The organism is Aquaspirillum soli, from assembly GCF_054781915.1.
The window spans coordinates 44,736-64,163 of record NZ_BAAGTM010000006.1 but is presented as its reverse complement, the minus strand read 5'-3'; the positions used below and the strand labels follow the sequence as shown (position 1 = coordinate 64,163).

General features: G+C 50.7%; 13 protein-coding genes. 12 read left to right on the top strand and 1 reads right to left on the bottom strand.

Annotation, left to right across the window (positions count from 1 at the left end; all coding sequences use genetic code 11):
- The first annotated feature begins 204 nt into the window (after positions 1-204).
- From ACYVJG_RS07590 to dcd, 9 genes are all read left to right on the top strand, one after another.
- Positions 205-3,036, top strand: a complete 2,832-nt coding sequence (locus tag ACYVJG_RS07590) for a ribonucleoside-diphosphate reductase subunit alpha (RefSeq protein WP_460430522.1) — start codon at positions 205-207, stop codon at positions 3,034-3,036.
- Between the two features lie 74 nt (positions 3,037-3,110).
- A complete protein-coding gene (locus ACYVJG_RS07585) occupies positions 3,111-4,175 on the top strand; it encodes a ribonucleotide-diphosphate reductase subunit beta (RefSeq protein WP_460430521.1) in 1,065 nt (354 codons plus the stop codon).
- Positions 4,176-4,331: 156 nt separating this feature from the next.
- Positions 4,332-4,556, top strand: a complete 225-nt coding sequence (locus tag ACYVJG_RS07580; protein ID WP_460430520.1) for a DUF2188 domain-containing protein — start codon at positions 4,332-4,334, stop codon at positions 4,554-4,556.
- Between the two features lie 69 nt (positions 4,557-4,625).
- Positions 4,626-5,054, top strand: coding sequence for a hypothetical protein (locus tag ACYVJG_RS07575; RefSeq protein WP_460430519.1), 429 nt, complete (start codon positions 4,626-4,628; stop codon positions 5,052-5,054).
- A 114-nt stretch (positions 5,055-5,168) separates the two neighbouring features.
- Entirely contained in the window at positions 5,169-5,666 is a 498-nt protein-coding gene (locus ACYVJG_RS07570) for a hypothetical protein (protein WP_460430518.1), read from the top strand.
- A gap of 84 nt (positions 5,667-5,750) precedes the next feature.
- On the top strand, positions 5,751-6,395 hold the full coding sequence (gene thiE, locus ACYVJG_RS07565; protein WP_460430517.1) for a thiamine phosphate synthase: 645 nt from the start codon (positions 5,751-5,753) through the stop codon (positions 6,393-6,395).
- A gap of 13 nt (positions 6,396-6,408) precedes the next feature.
- Positions 6,409-7,215, top strand: coding sequence for a bifunctional hydroxymethylpyrimidine kinase/phosphomethylpyrimidine kinase (gene thiD / locus ACYVJG_RS07560; RefSeq protein WP_460430516.1), 807 nt, complete (start codon positions 6,409-6,411; stop codon positions 7,213-7,215).
- A 114-nt stretch (positions 7,216-7,329) separates the two neighbouring features.
- Positions 7,330-8,856 (top strand): fumarate hydratase, encoded by a 1,527-nt coding sequence (locus tag ACYVJG_RS07555; protein ID WP_460430515.1) that lies wholly within the window; start codon positions 7,330-7,332, stop codon positions 8,854-8,856.
- A 71-nt stretch (positions 8,857-8,927) separates the two neighbouring features.
- Positions 8,928-9,503 (top strand): dCTP deaminase, encoded by a 576-nt coding sequence (dcd, locus tag ACYVJG_RS07550; protein ID WP_460430514.1) that lies wholly within the window; start codon positions 8,928-8,930, stop codon positions 9,501-9,503.
- Positions 9,504-9,654: 151 nt separating this feature from the next.
- Here the strand turns inward: dcd and ACYVJG_RS07545 are convergent, their stop codons facing one another.
- Positions 9,655-9,990, bottom strand: coding sequence for a YkvA family protein (locus ACYVJG_RS07545; RefSeq protein ID WP_460430513.1), 336 nt, complete (start codon positions 9,988-9,990; stop codon positions 9,655-9,657).
- A gap of 506 nt (positions 9,991-10,496) precedes the next feature.
- Between ACYVJG_RS07545 and ACYVJG_RS07540 the strand changes: the two genes are divergently transcribed.
- The 3 genes from ACYVJG_RS07540 to ACYVJG_RS07530 all read left to right on the top strand — a co-directional run bounded on the left by ACYVJG_RS07540 (position 10,497) and on the right by ACYVJG_RS07530 (position 19,379).
- Positions 10,497-12,635 (top strand): helix-turn-helix domain-containing protein, encoded by a 2,139-nt coding sequence (locus ACYVJG_RS07540; RefSeq protein ID WP_460430512.1) that lies wholly within the window; start codon positions 10,497-10,499, stop codon positions 12,633-12,635.
- 127 nt (positions 12,636-12,762) lie between these two features.
- Positions 12,763-15,948, top strand: a complete 3,186-nt coding sequence (locus tag ACYVJG_RS07535; RefSeq protein WP_460430511.1) for a helicase-related protein — start codon at positions 12,763-12,765, stop codon at positions 15,946-15,948.
- Positions 15,948-19,379 carry a type ISP restriction/modification enzyme gene (locus ACYVJG_RS07530; RefSeq protein WP_460430510.1) on the top strand — a complete coding sequence of 1,144 codons (3,432 nt, stop codon included), beginning with the start codon at positions 15,948-15,950 and terminating at the stop codon, positions 19,377-19,379. Before ACYVJG_RS07535 ends, ACYVJG_RS07530 begins: the two co-directional genes overlap by 1 nt.
- Positions 19,380-19,428: the final 49 nt, after the last annotated feature.

Sequence of the window (19,428 nt, the reverse complement as noted above, 5' to 3'; positions counted from 1 at the left end):
ACATGGCGAATTTTGAGCTGTCTGTCAAGATTGTGTTGTCCCGCGCAACCCACTACAATTTGTGCCATTAAACAACGACACAACTATATGTTGTGTTTTTTTGTTGCGTTCTGCCGTATTAAAAACTGCGCTTGTACCTGAATTTTTGCGGTTTTTTTCCAGCTTAATTCCCCTTTTTCGCCTTTATTTCAGAGAGATCGCTGCATGTCCACGTCTGTTGCCGATTCCGCACGTCAATCGTATGCCAACTACAAAACCATTCGTCGCAATGGCGCAGTGGTTGATTTTGAACCTTCGAAAATTTCCGTTGCCATGAGCAAGGCCTTTCTTGCCGTCAGCGGTCAACGTGGGTTGAGCAGTGCCCGTATTCGGGATGAAGTGGCTGTGTTAACCGAGCAGGTGGTCAGTGCACTCTTGCGTCGTAAGCCAGAAGGTGGCGCGATTCACATTGAAGAAATTCAAGACCAAGTTGAATTGGCGCTGATGCGTTCAGGAGAACACGAAGTGGCACGCGCCTATGTTTTGTATCGTGAAGAACGCTCACGTCAACGCGCCCAACAAAAAGCACAAGCCGCCGAACCCGTCGAGGTGCCGGTGTTGCATGTGGTGGATCGTCACGGGCAAAGCCAGCCCTTGGATATGGCACAACTGCGCGCCCTGATTACGGCGGCGTGTGAAGGCTTAGAAACCGAAACCCAACCTGAACACATTCTCAGCGAAACGCTGAAGAACCTGTATGACGGGGTGTCAGTGGATGAGGTGAATAAATCCGCCATCTTGGCCGCGCGCGCCATGATTGAGCAAGATCCAGCCTATGACAAAGTCACTGCCCGTTTATTGCTGAACACCATCCGCCTCGATATTTTGGGTGAAACCATCAGCCCAAGCGACATGGCCGTGCGTTATCCCGATTATTTCGTGTCGTTTATCCGTCGTGGTATTGATGCCGAGCTGTTAGATGAACGCTTAGCCGAATATGACTTGCCACGCTTGGGCGAGGCATTACAACCAGAACGTGACAACCAATTTGGCTATCTCGGCCTACAAACCCTGTTTGATCGCTATTTCTTACACATCGACGGTCAGCGTATCGAAATGCCACAGGCGTTCTTTATGCGGGTGGCGATGGGGCTGGCGCTGAATGAAAGCGACCGGAATGCACGCGCAATTGAGTTCTATCAGGTGTTGTCCTCGTTTGACTTTATGTCCTCGACGCCCACCCTCTTTAACTCCGGCACCCGCCGCAGTCAGTTGTCTAGCTGTTATCTGACAACGATTTCGGATGATCTCGATGGGATTTACGAAGGAATTAAAGAAAACGCGCTGTTGTCCAAATTTGCCGGTGGTTTGGGCAATGACTGGACAGCGGTACGGGCATTAGGCAGCCATATCAAAGGCACAAATGGTAAATCGCAAGGCGTGGTACCGTTCTTAAAAGTGGTGAATGACACTGCGGTGGCGGTGAACCAAGGCGGTAAACGCCGTGGTGCGGTGTGTGCCTATTTAGAGACATGGCACTTAGACATTGAAGAATTCTTAGAACTGCGGAAGAACACCGGCGATGACCGCCGCCGCACGCATGATATGAACACCGCCAACTGGATTCCCGACTTGTTTATGAAACGAGTGATGGAAAATGGCGAGTGGACGTTGTTCACCCCAAGCGAATGCCCAGATTTACACGACAAATACGGTAATGAATTTGAACAAGCCTATCTTGCCTATGAAGCGAAAGCTGCACGTGGTGAGATCAAGATGTTCAAAAAACTACCAGCAGTGACGCTGTGGCGCAAGATGTTGTCGATGTTGTTCGAAACCGGCCACCCTTGGCTGACTTTCAAAGACCCTTGCAACCTGCGTAGCCCACAACAACACATGGGCGTGGTGCATAGTTCTAACTTGTGTACCGAAATCACCCTGAACACCAACGAAGAAGAAATTGCGGTGTGTAATTTGGGTTCGGTGAATTTGGTCAACCACATGCGTGATGGCGAACTCGATAGCGAGAAGCTCAAACGCACCATCCGTACTGCGATGCGGATGTTGGACAATGTGATCGACATTAATTTCTATCCGGTGCAAAAAGCCCGTAATGCCAACTTGAAACACCGCCCTGTCGGTTTGGGCATTATGGGTTTCCAAGATTGTTTGCACTTAAAACGTGTGCCGTATGCGAGCCATGAGGCGGTTGACTTTGCCGACCGTTCGATGGAGTTGGTGGCCTATCATGCGTATTGGGCATCGACAGAGCTGGCGCAGGAACGGGGCCGTTATGCGTCCTATCCGGGCAGTTTGTGGGATCGTGGCATTTTGCCGCAGGATTCGATTGGTTTATTGGCCGACACCCGTGGGCAATATTTACAGATGGATCGCTCCAGCCGCTTAGATTGGGCTGAACTGCGGTCGCGGATTGCCGAATATGGGATGCGTAATTCCAATTGTTTGGCGATTGCCCCCACCGCCACCATTGCCAACATTATTGGCGTTTCCGCCTCGATTGAACCGACCTATCAAAACCTGTTTGTGAAATCGAACTTGTCTGGTGAATTCACGGTGGTCAACGAATATCTGGTGCGCGATTTGAAAGCACGGGGGTTGTGGGATGAGGTGATGGTATCGGATTTGAAATACTTTGATGGCAGCCTTGGCCCGATTGACCGTGTCCCCGCCGATTTGCGTGCTGTGTATGCCACTGCCTTTGAAATTGATCCTCGCTGGCTGGTTGATGCCGCCAGCCGCCGGCAAAAATGGATTGACCAAGCACAGTCGTTAAACATTTATATGGCGGGTGCGTCGGGTAAAAAATTGGATGAGTTGTATAAACATGCTTGGGTTAGCGGTTTGAAAACCACTTATTACCTGCGTACGTTGGCAGCAACAGCGGCGGAGAAATCGACAGGTCGTGGCGGTGAATTGAACGCCGTCCCTGCGGCAGTGTCTTACACTGCCCCCCCAACAGCGGCTGAGCCAGAGTTACCCGCAACCGATATGAAATTCTGCTCCATCGACAACCCTGATTGTGAGTCGTGCCAGTAAACGCAGCGTAAAAAATCATTTGGATTTGGCGCGGTGTGAGCTGTGCCAAATTCTTAAAAAATTGGAGAGTGATTGTGAGTTTAAGTTTTGATGATGTGGCTGTGGCCAGCCCAACGAGTAACGAAGGTCGTGTGAATGCCGTCGATAAGCGAATTATCAATGGCAAAACCGACGTTAATCAATTAGTGCCATTTAAATACAAATGGGCGTGGGAAAAATATCTTGCCCAGTGTGCTAACCACTGGATGCCGCAAGAAGTGAATATGCAGCGTGATATTGAGCAGTGGAAATCTGGTCAACTGTCTGCTGATGAAATGCGCGTGGTAAAACGCAACCTTGGTTTTTTTGTCACAGCGGATAGCCTTGCCGCGAATAATATTGTGTTGGGCACCTATCGCCAGATCACTGCCCCAGAATGCCGGCAATTTTTACTGCGCCAAGCCTTTGACGAAGCGATTCATACCCATGCTTATCAATATATTGTTGAATCCTTGGGTTTGGATGAAGGCGAGGTATTTAATGCCTATCACGAAATCCCATCGATTCGAAATAAAGATAATTTCTTAATTCCATTTATTGATGCCCTGACTAATCCAGAATTCAAAACCGGCACCTTAGAAAACGATCAAACGCTGTTAAAGTCGCTGATTGTATTCGCCTGCATTATGGAAGGTTTATTCTTCTATGTTGGCTTTGTGCAGATTTTGGCATTGGGCCGACAAAACAAAATGACCGGCGCGGCAGAACAATATCAATATATTTTGCGTGATGAGTCCATGCACTGTAATTTTGGTATTGATATGATCAACTCAATTAAGCTGGAAAACCCGCATTTATGGACTGAGGCTTTCCAACAAGACATCACTGAATTATTCGGTCAGGCGGTTGAGTTGGAATATGCTTATGCTGAAGACACCATGCCACGCGGTATTTTGGGTCTGAATGCACCGATGTTTAAAGAATATCTGCGCTTTATTTGTAACCGCCGGATGGTGCAAATTGGGCTGCCAGAACTGTTCCCCGGCGCAAACAATCCTTTCCCGTGGATGAGCGAGATGATTGATTTGAAGAAAGAGAAGAATTTCTTTGAAACACGGGTAACGGAATATCAAACCGGTGGTGCGTTGAACTGGGATTAACCATAAACAGCAATTCAACAACGCCCCTGCTGTGGTGGGGGCGTTTTTTTCGCTATTGACGATTCGAAATAGGTTATTTACTTTTTTCGAGTTGCCATACAAAAAAACAAAGACATTAGTTTTTTGTCATCACTATGAGATTCTCAGGAAAAAATCATGGCAGGTAAAAGTCAACATGTTGTTCCACACAAGAATGGTTGGGCGGTCAAAGGAGAAGGAAACGAGCGTGCTACTTCTGTGCATCAAACTCAACAACAAGCCAAAAATGTAGCAAAGGAAATTGCACGTAATCAGCAGTCCGAGCTGATCATTCACTGTTCAAATGGCCGTATCCGTGAAAAGCATAGTTACGGTAACGATCCTTTCCCTCCAAAGGGCTAAACATAACTAACGAAATAAGTGGGCATGGTGCCCATTTACAACCACAGAAATTGAGATTGAAAGGTTGAAATGAGTATATCTGAAATACATTGTGCAGATGATATAGCCGATTTAGCTCGTGAAGCTGTGCAACAAGTACGTATCACAAAGCAGTACCGTGATCTAATCTCGGCAGTGTTAATAGCAAATCATGTAGCAGATTGGTATTACGGAAAATCCTTTGGTGACCCCCAAAGAGATGCTATGAAAGCACGCTATCCAGAATGGGACGCTATTCGCAAAATAGCTAATGGTACAAAACATTGTAAAAAGAAAGCACAAGCAAACTACGACGATACTGAATGGGAAGATTCTGATTATTGGGAGAGTACAGGGCATGTTGGAGATGATGGATGTGATTGGTTTATTGATTTTGGAGGCCAGCGACGTTCGGTTGTTGTACTGATCGAGACATTTTTAAAAGATTTTTCCGATCAATCCTCCCGACCTTCTTTTTAATTAAATTAGATTAACATATTTGGATTGATAAAATGTAAAACCAAAAAACCAAATAAATTAAAAAAAGTTTTTCAACTACTTTATCACGCCAACTATAACTTTTCAGGAGAAAACATGTCTCTTTTTAATTTTTTGAAAGATAAAAATGCAGATTTTCTACAGCTTTCTGAAAATCATACAGATGCACTTATATTGGTAAAAGCTGCTGAAGTAGGTAGAGAAGCCAAAATTGCAGTTAATGAGAATAGATATGATGATGCTTGGAAGCTATACCACGATCAAAAAGATTTCTATATGCAACATGCAAACCGCTATGGTCATACAGTTAGACAGGCATTAGCATTAGATTCAACCATTCATGAAAATCTTGCCAATATATTGAGATTGGAAGGCAAGCATTTTGATGCACTTATTCATATTGTTTATTGGGTGTTAGCTGGAGCAGATAGACCAATTAAATCCCATCAGAAAAAATTACAGAGCTACTTCAACCGTTGTAAGTTCAAGAATATTACGTTGATTGAGGCAAAGCAGACTCTTTCGGAACAGAATGCTTTACCTGAATTTACATTGGCACAATCTATTGTTAATCAGTGGATTAAAAAAGGATGATTAAATCAAATAAGCAGACCCAATGCACCCAACCTAACCAGCTATGGCACAATCCTCCCCTTTAGCAAAACAAAGGTAACGATTGTGAATGCAGTTGACCTCAGCTTGTATTGGGTTGTCGATCCCGACCAATGTGGTGGTGCGCGGGCGACGGTGAATTTACTGCACAAACTCCTGCCACACGGCATCAGCGTCGTTCAACTTCGCGCCCCAACTTGGAAAAAACGCGAACTCTTGGCCCTCGCACAAGAAATGCGAACCCTCACACGAGAAGCCAACATCCCCTTTATTATCAACGACCATCTTGACATTGCCCTCGGTTGCGAAGCCGATGGTTTGCATGTTGGACAACACGACCTACCGCTGGCCGTTGCGCGCCGGTGGATGGGTGAAAAAGCGATTTTAGGCCTATCCGCCAACCAACCCGCCCATTTCCAAGCCGATGACGTGCTCCTTGCCGACTACCTCGGCGTTGGGCCAGTGTTTGCCACCAGCACCAAAAGCGACGCCGCCCCACCGCTAGGCGTGGAAGGCTTAAAACAGTGCCTCGGTCTGACACGACGGCCAGTGGTGGCGATTGGTGGAATTACGGTTGAAAACGCCGAACAACTGCGAGACAGTGGCGTAGCAGGGCTGGCGGTGGTATCGGCGCTATGCCGCGCAGCCGATCCCGTTCACGCCTGCCATCAACTCAATCGCGCCTTTTTCCCTGAAATCCGTTTGTTCTAATAAGAGGCATACTATGGTCTATCAGGTATTAACCATTGCCGGTTCCGATTCGAGTGGCGGCGCGGGGATTCAGGCGGATTTAAAAACTTTCTCAGCCTTAGGCGTCTATGGAGCAAGCGTGATTACCGCGCTCACCGCACAAAACACCCAAGGCGTCAGCGCCATTCACACCCCACCGGCCAGCTTTATTACTGCACAATGCGATGCAGTTTTCAGCGACTTAAACATCCACGCGGTCAAACTCGGGATGCTGGCTAACGCCGAGATCATTCATGCGTGTGCCGCTGCGCTACAGCGTTGGCAACCGCCGTATGTGGTACTCGACACAGTGATGATTTCGAAAAGCGGCCACAACTTACTTGCACCAGAAGCAGTCTCTGCCTTGCGCGATACCTTGTTGCCCCTCGCCGATTTACTGACCCCCAACCTACCCGAAGCAGCCGCTTTGCTCGATACCGCGCCAGCAACCACCGTTGACGACATGATGGCACAGGGAAAAGCGCTGTTAGATTTAGGCGCGAAGGCGGTGTTAATGAAAGGTGGGCATTTAAGTGGGCGAGAAAGTCCAGACTATTTAATCCAGCCCGAAGGCGTGCACTGCTTTACGGGGATGCGCTTGCCCACCCACCACACCCACGGCACCGGCTGCACGTTGTCTGCTGCCTTAGCCGCCTTGCGGCCACAACAGGATAATTGGGTAAATACCGTTGCAGCGGCAAAGTCTTATCTGAACGGTGCCTTGGCACAAGCTGATTGCCTCGCGATTGGTCATGGCATTGGGCCGGTACACCATTTCCACCGTTGGTGGCCGCTCGGTTAGGGCTTATGAGGGCGATTCTGTTAAAATTCTTCGGTTGTCGTTGCCTTCTCGAGGCGAGAAGGGACTGCCACACCCCGCCCTCACTGGCTTAATAACAATGGAGAACGCTGCGCCATGACCGTGATTCGTCAAGAAGACTTCATCCAAAGCATTGCGGATGCCTTCCAATACATCAGTTGTTATCACCCCAAAGATTATATTGATGCGCTGTATCAGGCCTATTTGCGTGAAGAAAGCCCTGCGGCTAAAGACGCCATGGCGCAAATTCTGATCAACAGCCGCATGTGTGCCGAAGGTCGCCGCCCAATCTGTCAAGACACCGGTATTGCCGTGGTGTTCTTGAAAGTGGGCATGAAGGTGCAATGGGATGCGACTTTAAGCGTACAAGAGATGATCAACGAAGGCGTGCGCCGCGCCTATCTACATCCAGATAACACCTTGCGCGCCTCGGTCTTACTCGACCCTGCCGGCAAACGCCAAAACAGCAAAGACAACACCCCCGCCGTCGTGCATTACGAAATTGTTGATGGCGATGGTGTCGAAGTCATCTGTGCGGCAAAAGGCGGTGGTTCGGAAAACAAATCGAAATTCTATGCCCTGAACCCATCCGACAGCATTGTCGATTGGGTGTTAAAAACTGTCCCAACGATGGGCGCTGGCTGGTGTCCACCCGGCATTTTGGGGATTGGGATTGGCGGCACCCCAGAAAAAGCGATGTTGCTTGCCAAAGAATCGCTGATGGATCACGTCAATATCCATGAACTGAAAGACAAAGCCGCCAGCGGTGCTAGCTTAAGCCGTATCGAAGAATTGCGTCTTGAGTTGTACGAAAAGGTCAACGCGCTTGGGATTGGTGCACAAGGTCTTGGTGGTTTAACCACCGTGTTGGATGTGAAAATCCTAGACTACCCAACACATGCCGCATCGTTACCCGTTGCCATGATTCCAAACTGTGCCGCTACCCGCCACATCCATTTCCATCTTGATGGTTCTGGCCCTGCTGTGTTGGAAACCCCGAAACTGGAAGATTGGCCAGAAATCACCTACGACAGCAGCAGCGGCAAGCGTGTCAATCTCGACACCATCACGCCAGAAGAAGTTGCCAGCTGGAAACCCGGTGATGTGTTGTTGTTGAACGGCAAATTGTTGACAGGTCGCGATGCAGCGCACAAGCGCATGGTCGATATGCTCAATAAGGGCGAGACCTTGCCGGTCGATTTTACCAATCGCTTTATCTACTACGTTGGCCCGGTCGATCCTGTGCGTGACGAAGTGGTTGGCCCAGCCGGCCCCACCACTGCCACCCGTATGGATAAATTCACTCGCCAAATGTTAGAACAAACCGGTTTGTTGGGCATGGTGGGTAAAGCCGAACGCGGCCCTGCTGCGATCGAAGCCATCAAAGACAACAAAGCGGTTTATCTCATGGCCGTGGGTGGTTCAGCCTATTTGGTCTCGAAAGCCATCAAAGCGTCGAAAGTGGTGGCCTTTGGTGATTTGGGCATGGAAGCGATTTATGAATTTGAAGTGGAAGACATGCCCGTAACTGTTGCTGTCGATTCCTGTGGTACGTCAGTTCACAATACCGGCCCAGCAGAATGGCGTGTCAAAATCGGTAAAATTCCGGTTCAAACCGCGTAATTTCTTACCCTGACCCCTTGTCCCTCGGTGTGACAAAACGCACCGAGGGCATTTTTTATGGAACAACCGCAATGAGCATTAAATCCGACCGTTGGATTCGCAAAATGGCCGAACAACACGGCATGATCGAACCCTTTGAACCCCAGCAAGTGAAAGAAATCAACGGCGAAAAAGTCATTTCTTTTGGTACATCAAGCTATGGCTATGATATTCGCTGTGCTGATGAATTTAAGGTGTTTACCAATATCAATAGCACCATTGTTGACCCGAAAAACTTCGATCCTCAGTCTTTCGTTGAAGTGTCTGGCAAAGGCTTTTGTTTGATTCCGCCTAACTCATTTGCCTTGGCACGCACGGTGGAATATTTCCGTATTCCGCGTAATGTGTTGACCGTATGCTTGGGGAAATCGACCTATGCCCGTTGCGGCATCATCGTCAATGTCACCCCTTTTGAACCCGAGTGGGAAGGCTATGTCACGCTAGAGTTTTCGAATACCACACCACTGCCAGCCAAAATCTATGCGCATGAAGGCGTGGCTCAGGTGTTATTTCTCGAAGCGGATGAAGATGATATCTGCGAGGTGTCTTATCGCGACCGTGGCGGTAAATATCAGGGACAACGCGGCGTTACCCTCCCACGGCCGTAACTCAAGTTTCAACCGGCTGTTAACTCGGCTTCATCTCGCTGTAAACAGACAACGGCATGATGTCGGCCATCCAAAGCAGGATACCCAGGCGAGGCCGGGTCAATGGCCTCGCACCACATCCCCTTCCCCCCTCTATCACCTCGCACCCAATCTAGTACCAACTGGGAAACCACGTGCGCAATTTTTGTGTGGTGTGTTGTTTGATGTCATCGGTAATGTAAGCACTCACTGTCGCCAATGCCGCCACCAACACCCCAATATCATCGGTATACCCCACCGCTGGCAACAGATCGGGCACACTGTCGAACGGCAAAATAAAATAGCTCAATGCACCAACAATGACCGTCTTGGCCCATTTTGGGGTATCAGGTTTTTGCAAAGCAAAATATAGCCACAGCACTTTTTCAATCGCTTCCTTACCCGCCGCCGCTGCAAAACGCTTCACTTTCTCCCATAATTTTTCGTCAGAAAATGTGTGCGATTTCATGACATCCTTCATTTTCAATTAAGGGTTAATCGGTATCCTAGAGACATTAGATGATGTTTTTATTTTGGAGGGAATCATGCGAAAGCATATGGTGCTATTAGCAGCAATATCCAGTCTTGGCTTTGCCAGCCAGTTCGCTCATGCCGATGTTGATTTAACTTCGCAGACTTTATTGTGAAACACAGACAGGGTTACCCACATCCACATTTCCAAGATCAGGTGTATTTATGGTTCCACCCTTGAGCGTGTAGGTGCGCTTGTTGAAATGCACACTGGCGCGGTCGAAACGAATGTCGGGAATCGGCGGTTCGTTGGCTCAAGTGATGCACGAAGCCTAAACCAGATAACAGCGCCCTTCGGAGCGCTTTTGTTTTCCTTGTCTTTTCTTTTTCTCATTATCTCATCTGGCAGGTTGATGTTTTGAATCGATTCAATTTTTTATTGAAACGTTTCTCTATCATTGTTAAAGTTGTTATAGTTTTTTCATACGTCAAAGGCATTTAATAATGGCTCGTCCGACTACAAGTGAAATTGGTCCTAATCTCGCCAGACTGAGGGAGGCCGCAGGTCTGAAGCAAGCAGAGTTGGCAAGCAAACTTTCCATGAGTGCCCCTTCACTGTCCAGGGTGGAAAGTGGTGATCGCCACCTTACATCGGACCAATTACACTCATTGCTTACCGCAATTGGAACAGAGGAAGCCTCTAGGTTTTCTGAGTATCTTAGTCGTGACTGGTTAGAACTACCTGTTCCTCCTCTAGATCATCCAAAGCAGGACTTACTTTGGAATGCAGAAAAAATTAGTGCTGGCCTGCGCCAACTTCTTAGCGGGGAGATTAAAGTTTCTTTCCAAAAGCGAATCGAGGAGTATTTGGAGCAAATTCAAACAACAGCAGGGCTATTATTAAAGCGTGAGCATACTGTTGCACTTATTGGTAGCATCGGAATTGGAAAAAGTACTGCGATTTGTCGAGCCTTGGGCTTAGAAGACAGTTCTGCAGACGTGTCACCTCACTCTCAAACAGTGCTTGAGGTTGGTGCGGGCGGCATTACAATATGCGAGGTTCATATTTATTCTGGTCCAGGATATGGACTTATTGTTGAGCCGTGTTCTGAAGATGAAATTCGCGCTCATGTGATGGATTTTGCAGAATATATCTGGCGTTCAGCAAAAGGAAAGATCATCGGCATCGGGGAAGAGGTCGAATCGCAAGGTGTTTCGAAAGAGATTGAACGTGCGATTCGAAATCTTTCGGGATTACGCTCACGCAGATTAAAAGGTCCTGATGGGAAGACTCTCCGGTTTGACGATGCGAAAGATCTTGCGGTTACTTATGATAATCTGCGTGACTTTGTAGTTGATATTATTACTCGAATGTCGTTGCAAACACGCGAGGCACGGAATGTTTGGTATGAAAATCTGAGTGGTAAAAATCCCCTTACATGGCTTCGTGAGACTTTCCTTCAGATCAATAACGGTCTTCATCCAGATTTTAGTTTGCCACGACGTATCGAGCTTGTTGTCGCTATGCCTCTTGTAAAAGATACAGACCTTAACATCAGATTCATTGATACCAAAGGTATTGATCGTGCAGTTGGACGTGCTGATCTTGAAATCCATCTTCAAGATACGCACACATTAGCTCTACTTTGCTCGAAATTTAATGATGCGCCAGGAACAGAAGCGCGTATGTTGCTAACGCGTGCTAAAGAAGCTGGAAACCAATGCCTGAACAGAAATGCGGCTCTGTTGGTGTTACCGCATCCAGGCGAAGCCCTGAAGATGAAAGATGATGCAACGTTGGAGCATGTTGAATCGCCGGAAGAGGGGTATGAACTGAAGGCAGAACAAATCGAAATAGCTCTAGAGTCGACTGGTCTCCGAAACATTTCCATCTGTTTTTTTAACGCTAAAGAAGATTCGAGAGATACCTTGGTGCAGTTTGTCATGGATCGTATTGCAAAAGCACGCGATATATTCAGTACAGACTTGGAACATTTGGTTATAAGTGTTCAGGAAGTAATTGAAAATCATGAGAAGGAAAAAGCTCAAGCGATTCTGAGAAACGCGGCATCTCAGCTTAAACATTGGGTAAGCCAAAACAAGGATGTGCCAAGTATCAATCGTCAGATTCAACGCAGCCTCATTGATCAACTGAAGGAGGTGCATCCGAGTACTATCCATGCAGCAGTTCGCAGAGAAGGAGATTGGCCGCATCTCAACTACGGTTATCAGTTCGGCCATGGTGCGCGAGCACTAGCAACTGCAGCGCTAAACAAGAAAGTCTCCGACTTCACTGCAATTACTAAAAATCTCATTACTAATCCCGACTTTACAGGCGCTGAGACGCTTATTTCTCAGTGCGAGGGGGTTCTGCGAACCGCTTTTTCTTCGTTACTGAGAAAAATTCAAGTCTTTGGTGAGTCGCTTTTCTCCACAGAGATGAAACGTGACAAAAAATTCTGGCAGAAATGCGAATGTGAATGGGGCCAAGGTTCAGGATACCGCGAACGGGTAACTAAAATAACCACTGACTGGTTTAATGATTCTTCACACCAGAAGATTAGCAACGAAATTTGGGATCTTTTGGATGCAGAGTGGAAAAGTGCACTGAAACGCGTTGAAGCAATGTTGCATGATGTTTAAGCATAGTTCCTACATCTAAAAAATGGATTTTTATTGGAGTGCTGATCTTCTACAGTCTGAGCGCCATTTCTGGTTTTTTTAGAAAATTAAATTTTTCTTAACGCGGACAGATTCAAGGACAACAGGAATGCCGAAAAAACCTAATCTATCGCTTCAGCGTTCGGATGGTGACCTTTTTATCGTCGATAACAGTGACAATGAATGGAAAGTCCGTGATTACCTTCGTGAATGGACAGAAATCTCGGTTTCCTTCGACATCGCCACCGGATTTTTCGAAATTGGCTCCCTGCTCACGCTCGACGGGCATTGGCAGAAACTGAAAAAGATCCGGATTCTGATGGGCGACGAAGTTACCGCTCGGACCAAGAAGCTACTGTTGGCCACCCTGGTGCCGAAGATCGCCGAGAAACTGGATGGCAGCATCGAGTCCGAGAAAGACAAGAATGACTTCCTCCTCGGCGTCCCCGCAGTCGAGCAGGCCATCCGCGACGGCAAGATCGAGTTGCGCGTCTATGCCAAGGATAAATTCCACGCCAAGGCATACATCACCCACGCCCGCCTCGCCGTCGTCGGGTCGTCGGCCTTGGTCGGTTCCAGCAACTTCACCGCACCGGGGCTGGTGCAGAACATCGAGCTCAACATACAGATCCGGCGCGAGGTAGAACTTCTTCAGGAATGGTACGAGCGCCACTGGGAGGACGCCGAAGACATCTCCGCCGAAATCCTCAAGACCATCGAGCGCCAGACGAAGGACTACTCTCCCTTCGAGGTTTACGCCAAGGCGTTGCAGGAATACTTCCGCAACCGTGAGATTTCTGTCGGCGAATGGGAACGTCTTGACTCGAAGATGTTCAAGGTGCTCGACCAGTACCAGAAGGAAGGCTACCAGGCGCTGATCAAGATTTCGCGTCAGTTTGGTGGCGCATTCCTCTGCGACGGTGTCGGTCTCGGCAAAACCTTCGTCGGCCTCATGCTGATCGAGCGCCTGGTCATGCACGAGCGCAAGCGCGTCATGCTGCTGGTGCCGAAATCAGGCCGCAAGCCGGTCTGGGAAGCGGCGCTCAAGCGCTACCTACCGCATCTGCTCGGCGATTTCAGCAATCTGGTGATCTTCAATCACACCGACCTGAATCGCGAGGGCGAGTTTCAGGAGCGCTTTGAGAAGATGCGCGAGATGGCCGACGTGGTCATCATCGACGAGGCCCACCATTTCAGGAACCCCGGCACTCGGGGTGATCCCGACAAGGCGGGCGGCTCGAAGATCCAGGGCGGCGAGGATTCCAAGCCCTCCCGCTACTGGAAGCTCTACCAGATCACCGAGGGCAAGACGTTGTTTATGCTGACGGCCACGCCAGTCAACAACAGCCTGCTCGACTTCAAGCACATGATCGAGCTGTTCTCGCGCCGGCAAGCGGACTACTTCAAGGCCGCGCCACTGGGCATACACTCGCTGCCCGGGCATATCCGCAAGATGGAAAAGGACCTCCTGGACGCTGTCACCGCAGCGGCCAATGGCGATGCCGTCGAAATTAACGAGGTCGAGGCCGAATCGATCTTGTCTCGCGACCCGCTGTTCAGCGCCCTCGTCGTCCAGCGCAGCCGGGCCTATGTGCGGAAGAGCCAAGAGCAACATGGAATCGCTGCTGCCATGTTCCCTGTGCGTGAAGACCCGAAGGTGGCCGGATATTCGATCAAGAGGACCTACGGCAAGCTGCTCGACATGGTCGAGAAGGCGTTCAGCAAGAAGGCACCGCTGTTCTCTTTGGCCATGTACTACCCGATGGCCTACTACAAGGGCAAGGACAAGACGGTCGACCCCTTCATGGAAAACCGCCAGAAGCAGGTCGTTGTCCTGATCCGTACCCTGTTCCTCAAACGCTTCGAGAGTTCCGCAAAGGCATTCGAGACGTCCTGTGAGGCCCTGCTGATCAAGCAGCTAGCGTTCATGACTAAAAACTCCACAACCTCATCGGAGAAGCAGAGGCTGTCCCGATGGCTTTCGCAGCATGGCGAGTTGATCGGCGCCGTGCAGAAGCGCCAGGGCGAGTTGTTCGGCGACTCGGAAGATCAGGAAGAGGACATCGTCACCCCGGAAATGCTGGCCGACGTCGAGGAACTGAACCGCGATGAGTACAAGGTCGAGGAAATGCTGACAGAGACCTTCCTCGACATGGATGAACTTGCCAAGTTCCTCGTCGAACTGCAGAAACTCAAGCCCAGCCAGGACGACAAGCTCAAGGCGCTGATCAAGCTGCTCAAGGAAGACAAGGTGCTCAAGAAGCACAAGGTCATGATCTTCACCGAGTTCATGACCACCGCCCGCTACCTCAAGAAGGAACTCATCGCCGCCGGCATCACCGGCATCGACGAGGTGGACAGCAGCGACCAGCGCGACCGTGGCGACGTGCTCAAGCAGTTTGCCCCCTACTACAACGATTCCTCCACGCCCAAGCTCAAGGCGGCTGGTCTCGACGAAACACGCATCCTTATCGCCACCGATGTACTCTCGGAAGGCTTGAACCTTCAGGATGCCACCCGCCTGATCAACTACGACCTGCACTGGAACCCCGTGCGCCTCATGCAACGCATCGGCCGCGTGGATCGGCGCATGAATCCCGAGATCGAAAAGCAGTTGATCGCCGACCACCCCGACGTCAAGGAATTGCGCGGCAAAGTCGCCTACTGGAACTTCCTGCCGCCGGATGAACTGGACACCCTGCTGGCGCTCTACGGTAGCGTCTCCCATAAGACCCTGCGCATCTCGAAAACCCTCGGCATCGAGGGCCGCAAGCTGCTGACGCCGGACGACGACTTCGACGCCCTCAAGGATTTCACCCACGCCTACGAAGGCGAGACCTCCCCGGTCGAGCAGATGCACCTCGACTTCCAGGGCCTGGTGAAGGCCGACCCGGATCTCCCGGCCCGGCTGAGCGCACTGCCCGGGCGGGTGTTCAGCGGCAAAGAGAACGTCTCTCCCGGTGCCAAGGGCGTGTTCCTCTGCTACGCCTTGCCCGCACCACGCGGCCCGGCAGAAAAGACTGAAGGCGACGACGATGGCTGGTCAATCGATTCCGGTGCCAGCCGCTGGTATCTCTACGACATCGCCAGCGAGCAGGTCAGCGACGATGCCCCCGCGATCAACGCCGTCGTGCGGTGCGATGCCTCGACGCCGCGCCGTACCGAAATCGCCCAACCGACGCTGACCGAAATCCGCCAGCGGATCGAGAAGCACATCAAGAACACCTACCTCAAGCAGGTGCAGGCCCCGGTCGGGGTCAAGCCTGTCCTCAAAGCCTGGATGGAGCTCAACTGATGCCACGCACTGTTGCCGCCAACGCCGACCGCATTCGGCAGATCAAAACTTTCCCCTCGCTGGTCGAGTATCTGGGCGACGAGCTGAACTGGCCCATCAAGGTCGACGACTTCGACGATCTCACCTACGAATGGGGGCCGGAAGAACTTGGCATCGACAAGGCCAGCGCCGCCAAGATCAACGAGCTCAAGCAGCTTCGTCCGCTGGCCGACGATCAACCCTGGGGCATCTTCTTCGTCAAGTTTGAGCCGAAGCAGTTACCCGTGGTTGCTCTGCGCCGACTGCTCAACAGCATGGTCATCCGCAAACGGGAATCGGCCAACAAGTCGGAGCGGCAGGCATGGGCCATGAACGACCTGATATTCATCTCCTCCTACGGCGATTCCGGCGAACGCCACATTTCCTTTGCACACTTCTCGCAACCGGAAGGCAAGAACGACCTACCGACCCTGAGGGTGCTGGGCTGGGACAATTCCGATGCGCCGCTGCACCTCGATCTGGTAGCCACCAAACTGGCCGAATGCCTATCCTGGCCGGACGACAAGAAGGACATCGAGGGCTGGCGCAACACTTGGCAGTCCGCTTTCACCTTGCGCCACCGCGAGACGATCAACACTGCCAAGGATCTCTCGATTCGCCTAGCCGCCCTGGCACGCGCCATCCGCGACCGGATCACCACGGCGCTGGCCATCGAAACCGACAAGGGGCCACTCACCAAGCTGATGAAGGCGTTCCAGTCGGCCCTGATGCACGATCTCGACGAAGCCGGCTTCGCCGACATGTATGCCCAGACCATCGCCTACGGCCTCCTGTCGGCACGCATCGCCGACCCGAAGTCGCGCACCGCCGACGACCTGACGGCGCACATGAAGACCAACCCCTTCCTCAAGGAACTGATGCAGACCTTCCTGCACGTCGGCGGGCGCAAGGGCAAGGCGGGCGGGCCGGGCATCGACTTCGACGAACTGGGCGTTTCCGAAGTCGTCGAACTGCTCGACGACACGAACATGGAAGCGGTAATCCTCGACTTTGGCGACAAGAAGCGTGACGAAGACCCTGTCATGCACTTCTTTGAGGGCTTCCTCACCGCATACGACAAGGATATCAAGAAGGATCGCGGCGTCTTCTACACCCCACAGCCCGTGGTCTCCTACATCGTTCGCAGCGTCCATGAACTGCTGCAAACTGAGTTTGGCCTTGTCGATGGTCTAGCCGATATCACCACTTGGGGCGAGATGCTTAAAAAGCATCCCGGTATGAAGCTTCCCCCGCTGACCGACGAACCTGGCGAGAGGCGCACCATTCCACCGGAAGAACCCTTCGTTCAGATTCTCGATCCGGCAACAGGAACGGCGACCTTCCTTGTCGAGGTCATCGATGTCATTCATGCCACGCTCAAGGCCAAGTGGAAGCAGCAGCGGATGACGGAAGCCCAGCAGATCAAGGCATGGAACGACTACGTGCCGAAGCATCTGCTGCCACGGCTGCACGCCTACGAACTGATGATGGCGCCGTATGCCATCGCGCACATGAAGGTGGGACTTAAGCTGGCGGAAACCGGTTACGGCTTTGGTTCAGAGGAGCGCGCCCGAATCTACCTGACCAATGCGCTTGAACCGTGGCACAAGCAGCTACAGCTCCCTGAATTGGGTGCCCTTGCACATGAAGCTGCCGCTGTAAATGAGATCAAGCGGCAGAAGAGATTCACTGTCGTGATCGGAAATCCGCCCTACTCGGGCCATTCTAGGAATAACAAAATTCACTGGATCGTTAATCTTGTCAAAGATTTCACGCGAGATGAACCAAGTCTTCAAGGGCCCGGTCAAGGAAAATGGCTACAGGACGATTACGTTAAGTTTCTGCGATTAAGCCAATACATCTTGTCTCCTACAGATGCAGGAATCTTGGCGATGATTACCAACCATCGGTATCTAACGAATAGAACGTTTAAGGGAATGCGGCGTCTTTGGCGAAGCCAATTCCCCCTTGCTAGGATTCTAGATCTTCACGGTAATCGAGTTGTCCATGAGTTGTCACCGATTGGTATCGATGAGAATGTTTTCGATATCGAGCAGGGTGTCGCTATTGGAATGTTCGCGAAAGGGTGCCGTGCATCATCGGACAGTAAATTTCATGAGCTATGGGGCTCTAGAACGACGGAAGACCACACTGGAAAGTACGACGTTCTCGCCCGCACATCTTTGAAAACAACGAGTTGGCAACAACTCACCCCCGCTGCTCCAGATTGGCTTTACTCACCACGCGATGAGGTCGCTGACGACATACGGTCCGAGTTCGAGAGCGCAATGAAGATGCTCGAATTGATGCCCGGGGCTCTTGGGCCTAACGGCAAGCCTCAAAGTGGGTTGCTAACAATGCACGATGGTTTTGCACTCAGCTTTACCGCTAATGAAGTAGAGGAAAAGATTCGACAGTTCTTGAAGACAAAAAGCAGAGATGAGGCAAAACAAATTTTTGGGACGCTTTGCAATCCCCAACAATGGGATTACGCGGCTGCCAAGGTAACGTTGGCATCTCCAGCGTGGCGAAAGAAGGTTTCACGCATCTGTTCTTCGCCTTTTGATACACGCTACACGGTATACGACAAGTCTGTTGCAGTGCACCTTCGTCGTCGCCTTTCAGATCAATTCTTCAATCGAAAAAATCTTGGCCTTGTTCTCGGTGAGGCTGGCCAAGAAATCAGCGGTGACGAATGGGACGCTGTGTCATGTGTTAGCTCAATTCTCCAACTTAACTATTTTCGACGAAACGGCTCACCCACGCTGCCACTTTATATATTTGATGAGGACTTATTGGGGACCGAAACGGATGGCCGTCGTCCGAATCTTTCCCATCGGCACCTTGCAAAACTTGCCGGTCGGTTGGGTCTAAAAGTTGGAAAAGATGGTTTGCCTGTTGGCCTAACGCCAGAACATATTTTCTACTATGTCTACGCAGTGTTTCACAGCCCGAACTATCGGAGCCGCTACGCGGAGTTTCTAAAGATCGATTTTCCACGTCTGCCATTAACCGGGACCTTGGAACTGTTCCACGCATTGGCCAAGCTAGGCGGCGAACTCACCGCCCTGCACTTGCTTGAATCACCCAAGCTCGACAGGTCCATCACAGAGTTCATAGGCAGCCGCAATCCTGAAGTTGAAAAGGCTTCGTGGTCGAAAAACACCGTTTGGGTCGACAAGGCGCAGAGCATCGGTTTCAAGGGGGTGCCGGAGGAGGTTTGGAACTTCCACATCGGCGGCTACCAGGTCTGCGAGAAGTGGCTCAAAGACCGCAAAGGCCGCACGCTCTCAAAGGACGATATCGCCCACTACCAGAAGATCGTCGTCGCCCTCACCGAAACCACCCGCCTGATGGCCGAGATCGACAAGGTCATCGACAAACATGGCGGCTGGCCAGGGGCATTTAAATAGTTGGTCTGATAATCAAAATGCCATAGGTTAGAGAGGTGAAACCAATTTC

What these genes read in the sequence shown, in the direction of transcription:
- ACYVJG_RS07590 (WP_460430522.1), top strand. Translation starts at nt 205, where the DNA reads ATGTCCACGTCTGTTGCCGATTCCGCACGTCAATCGTATGCCAACTAC.
- ACYVJG_RS07580 (WP_460430520.1), top strand. Translation starts at nt 4,332, where the DNA reads ATGGCAGGTAAAAGTCAACATGTTGTTCCACACAAGAATGGTTGGGCG.
- ACYVJG_RS07575 (WP_460430519.1), top strand. Translation starts at nt 4,626, where the DNA reads ATGAGTATATCTGAAATACATTGTGCAGATGATATAGCCGATTTAGCT.
- ACYVJG_RS07570 (WP_460430518.1), top strand. Translation starts at nt 5,169, where the DNA reads ATGTCTCTTTTTAATTTTTTGAAAGATAAAAATGCAGATTTTCTACAG.
- thiD (WP_460430516.1), top strand. Translation starts at nt 6,409, where the DNA reads ATGGTCTATCAGGTATTAACCATTGCCGGTTCCGATTCGAGTGGCGGC.
- ACYVJG_RS07555 (WP_460430515.1), top strand. Translation starts at nt 7,330, where the DNA reads ATGACCGTGATTCGTCAAGAAGACTTCATCCAAAGCATTGCGGATGCC.
- dcd (WP_460430514.1), top strand. Translation starts at nt 8,928, where the DNA reads ATGAGCATTAAATCCGACCGTTGGATTCGCAAAATGGCCGAACAACAC.
- ACYVJG_RS07545 (WP_460430513.1), bottom strand. Translation starts at nt 9,990, where the DNA reads ATGAAATCGCACACATTTTCTGACGAAAAATTATGGGAGAAAGTGAAG.
- ACYVJG_RS07540 (WP_460430512.1), top strand. Translation starts at nt 10,497, where the DNA reads ATGGCTCGTCCGACTACAAGTGAAATTGGTCCTAATCTCGCCAGACTG.
- ACYVJG_RS07535 (WP_460430511.1), top strand. Translation starts at nt 12,763, where the DNA reads ATGCCGAAAAAACCTAATCTATCGCTTCAGCGTTCGGATGGTGACCTT.
- ACYVJG_RS07530 (WP_460430510.1), top strand. Translation starts at nt 15,948, where the DNA reads ATGCCACGCACTGTTGCCGCCAACGCCGACCGCATTCGGCAGATCAAA.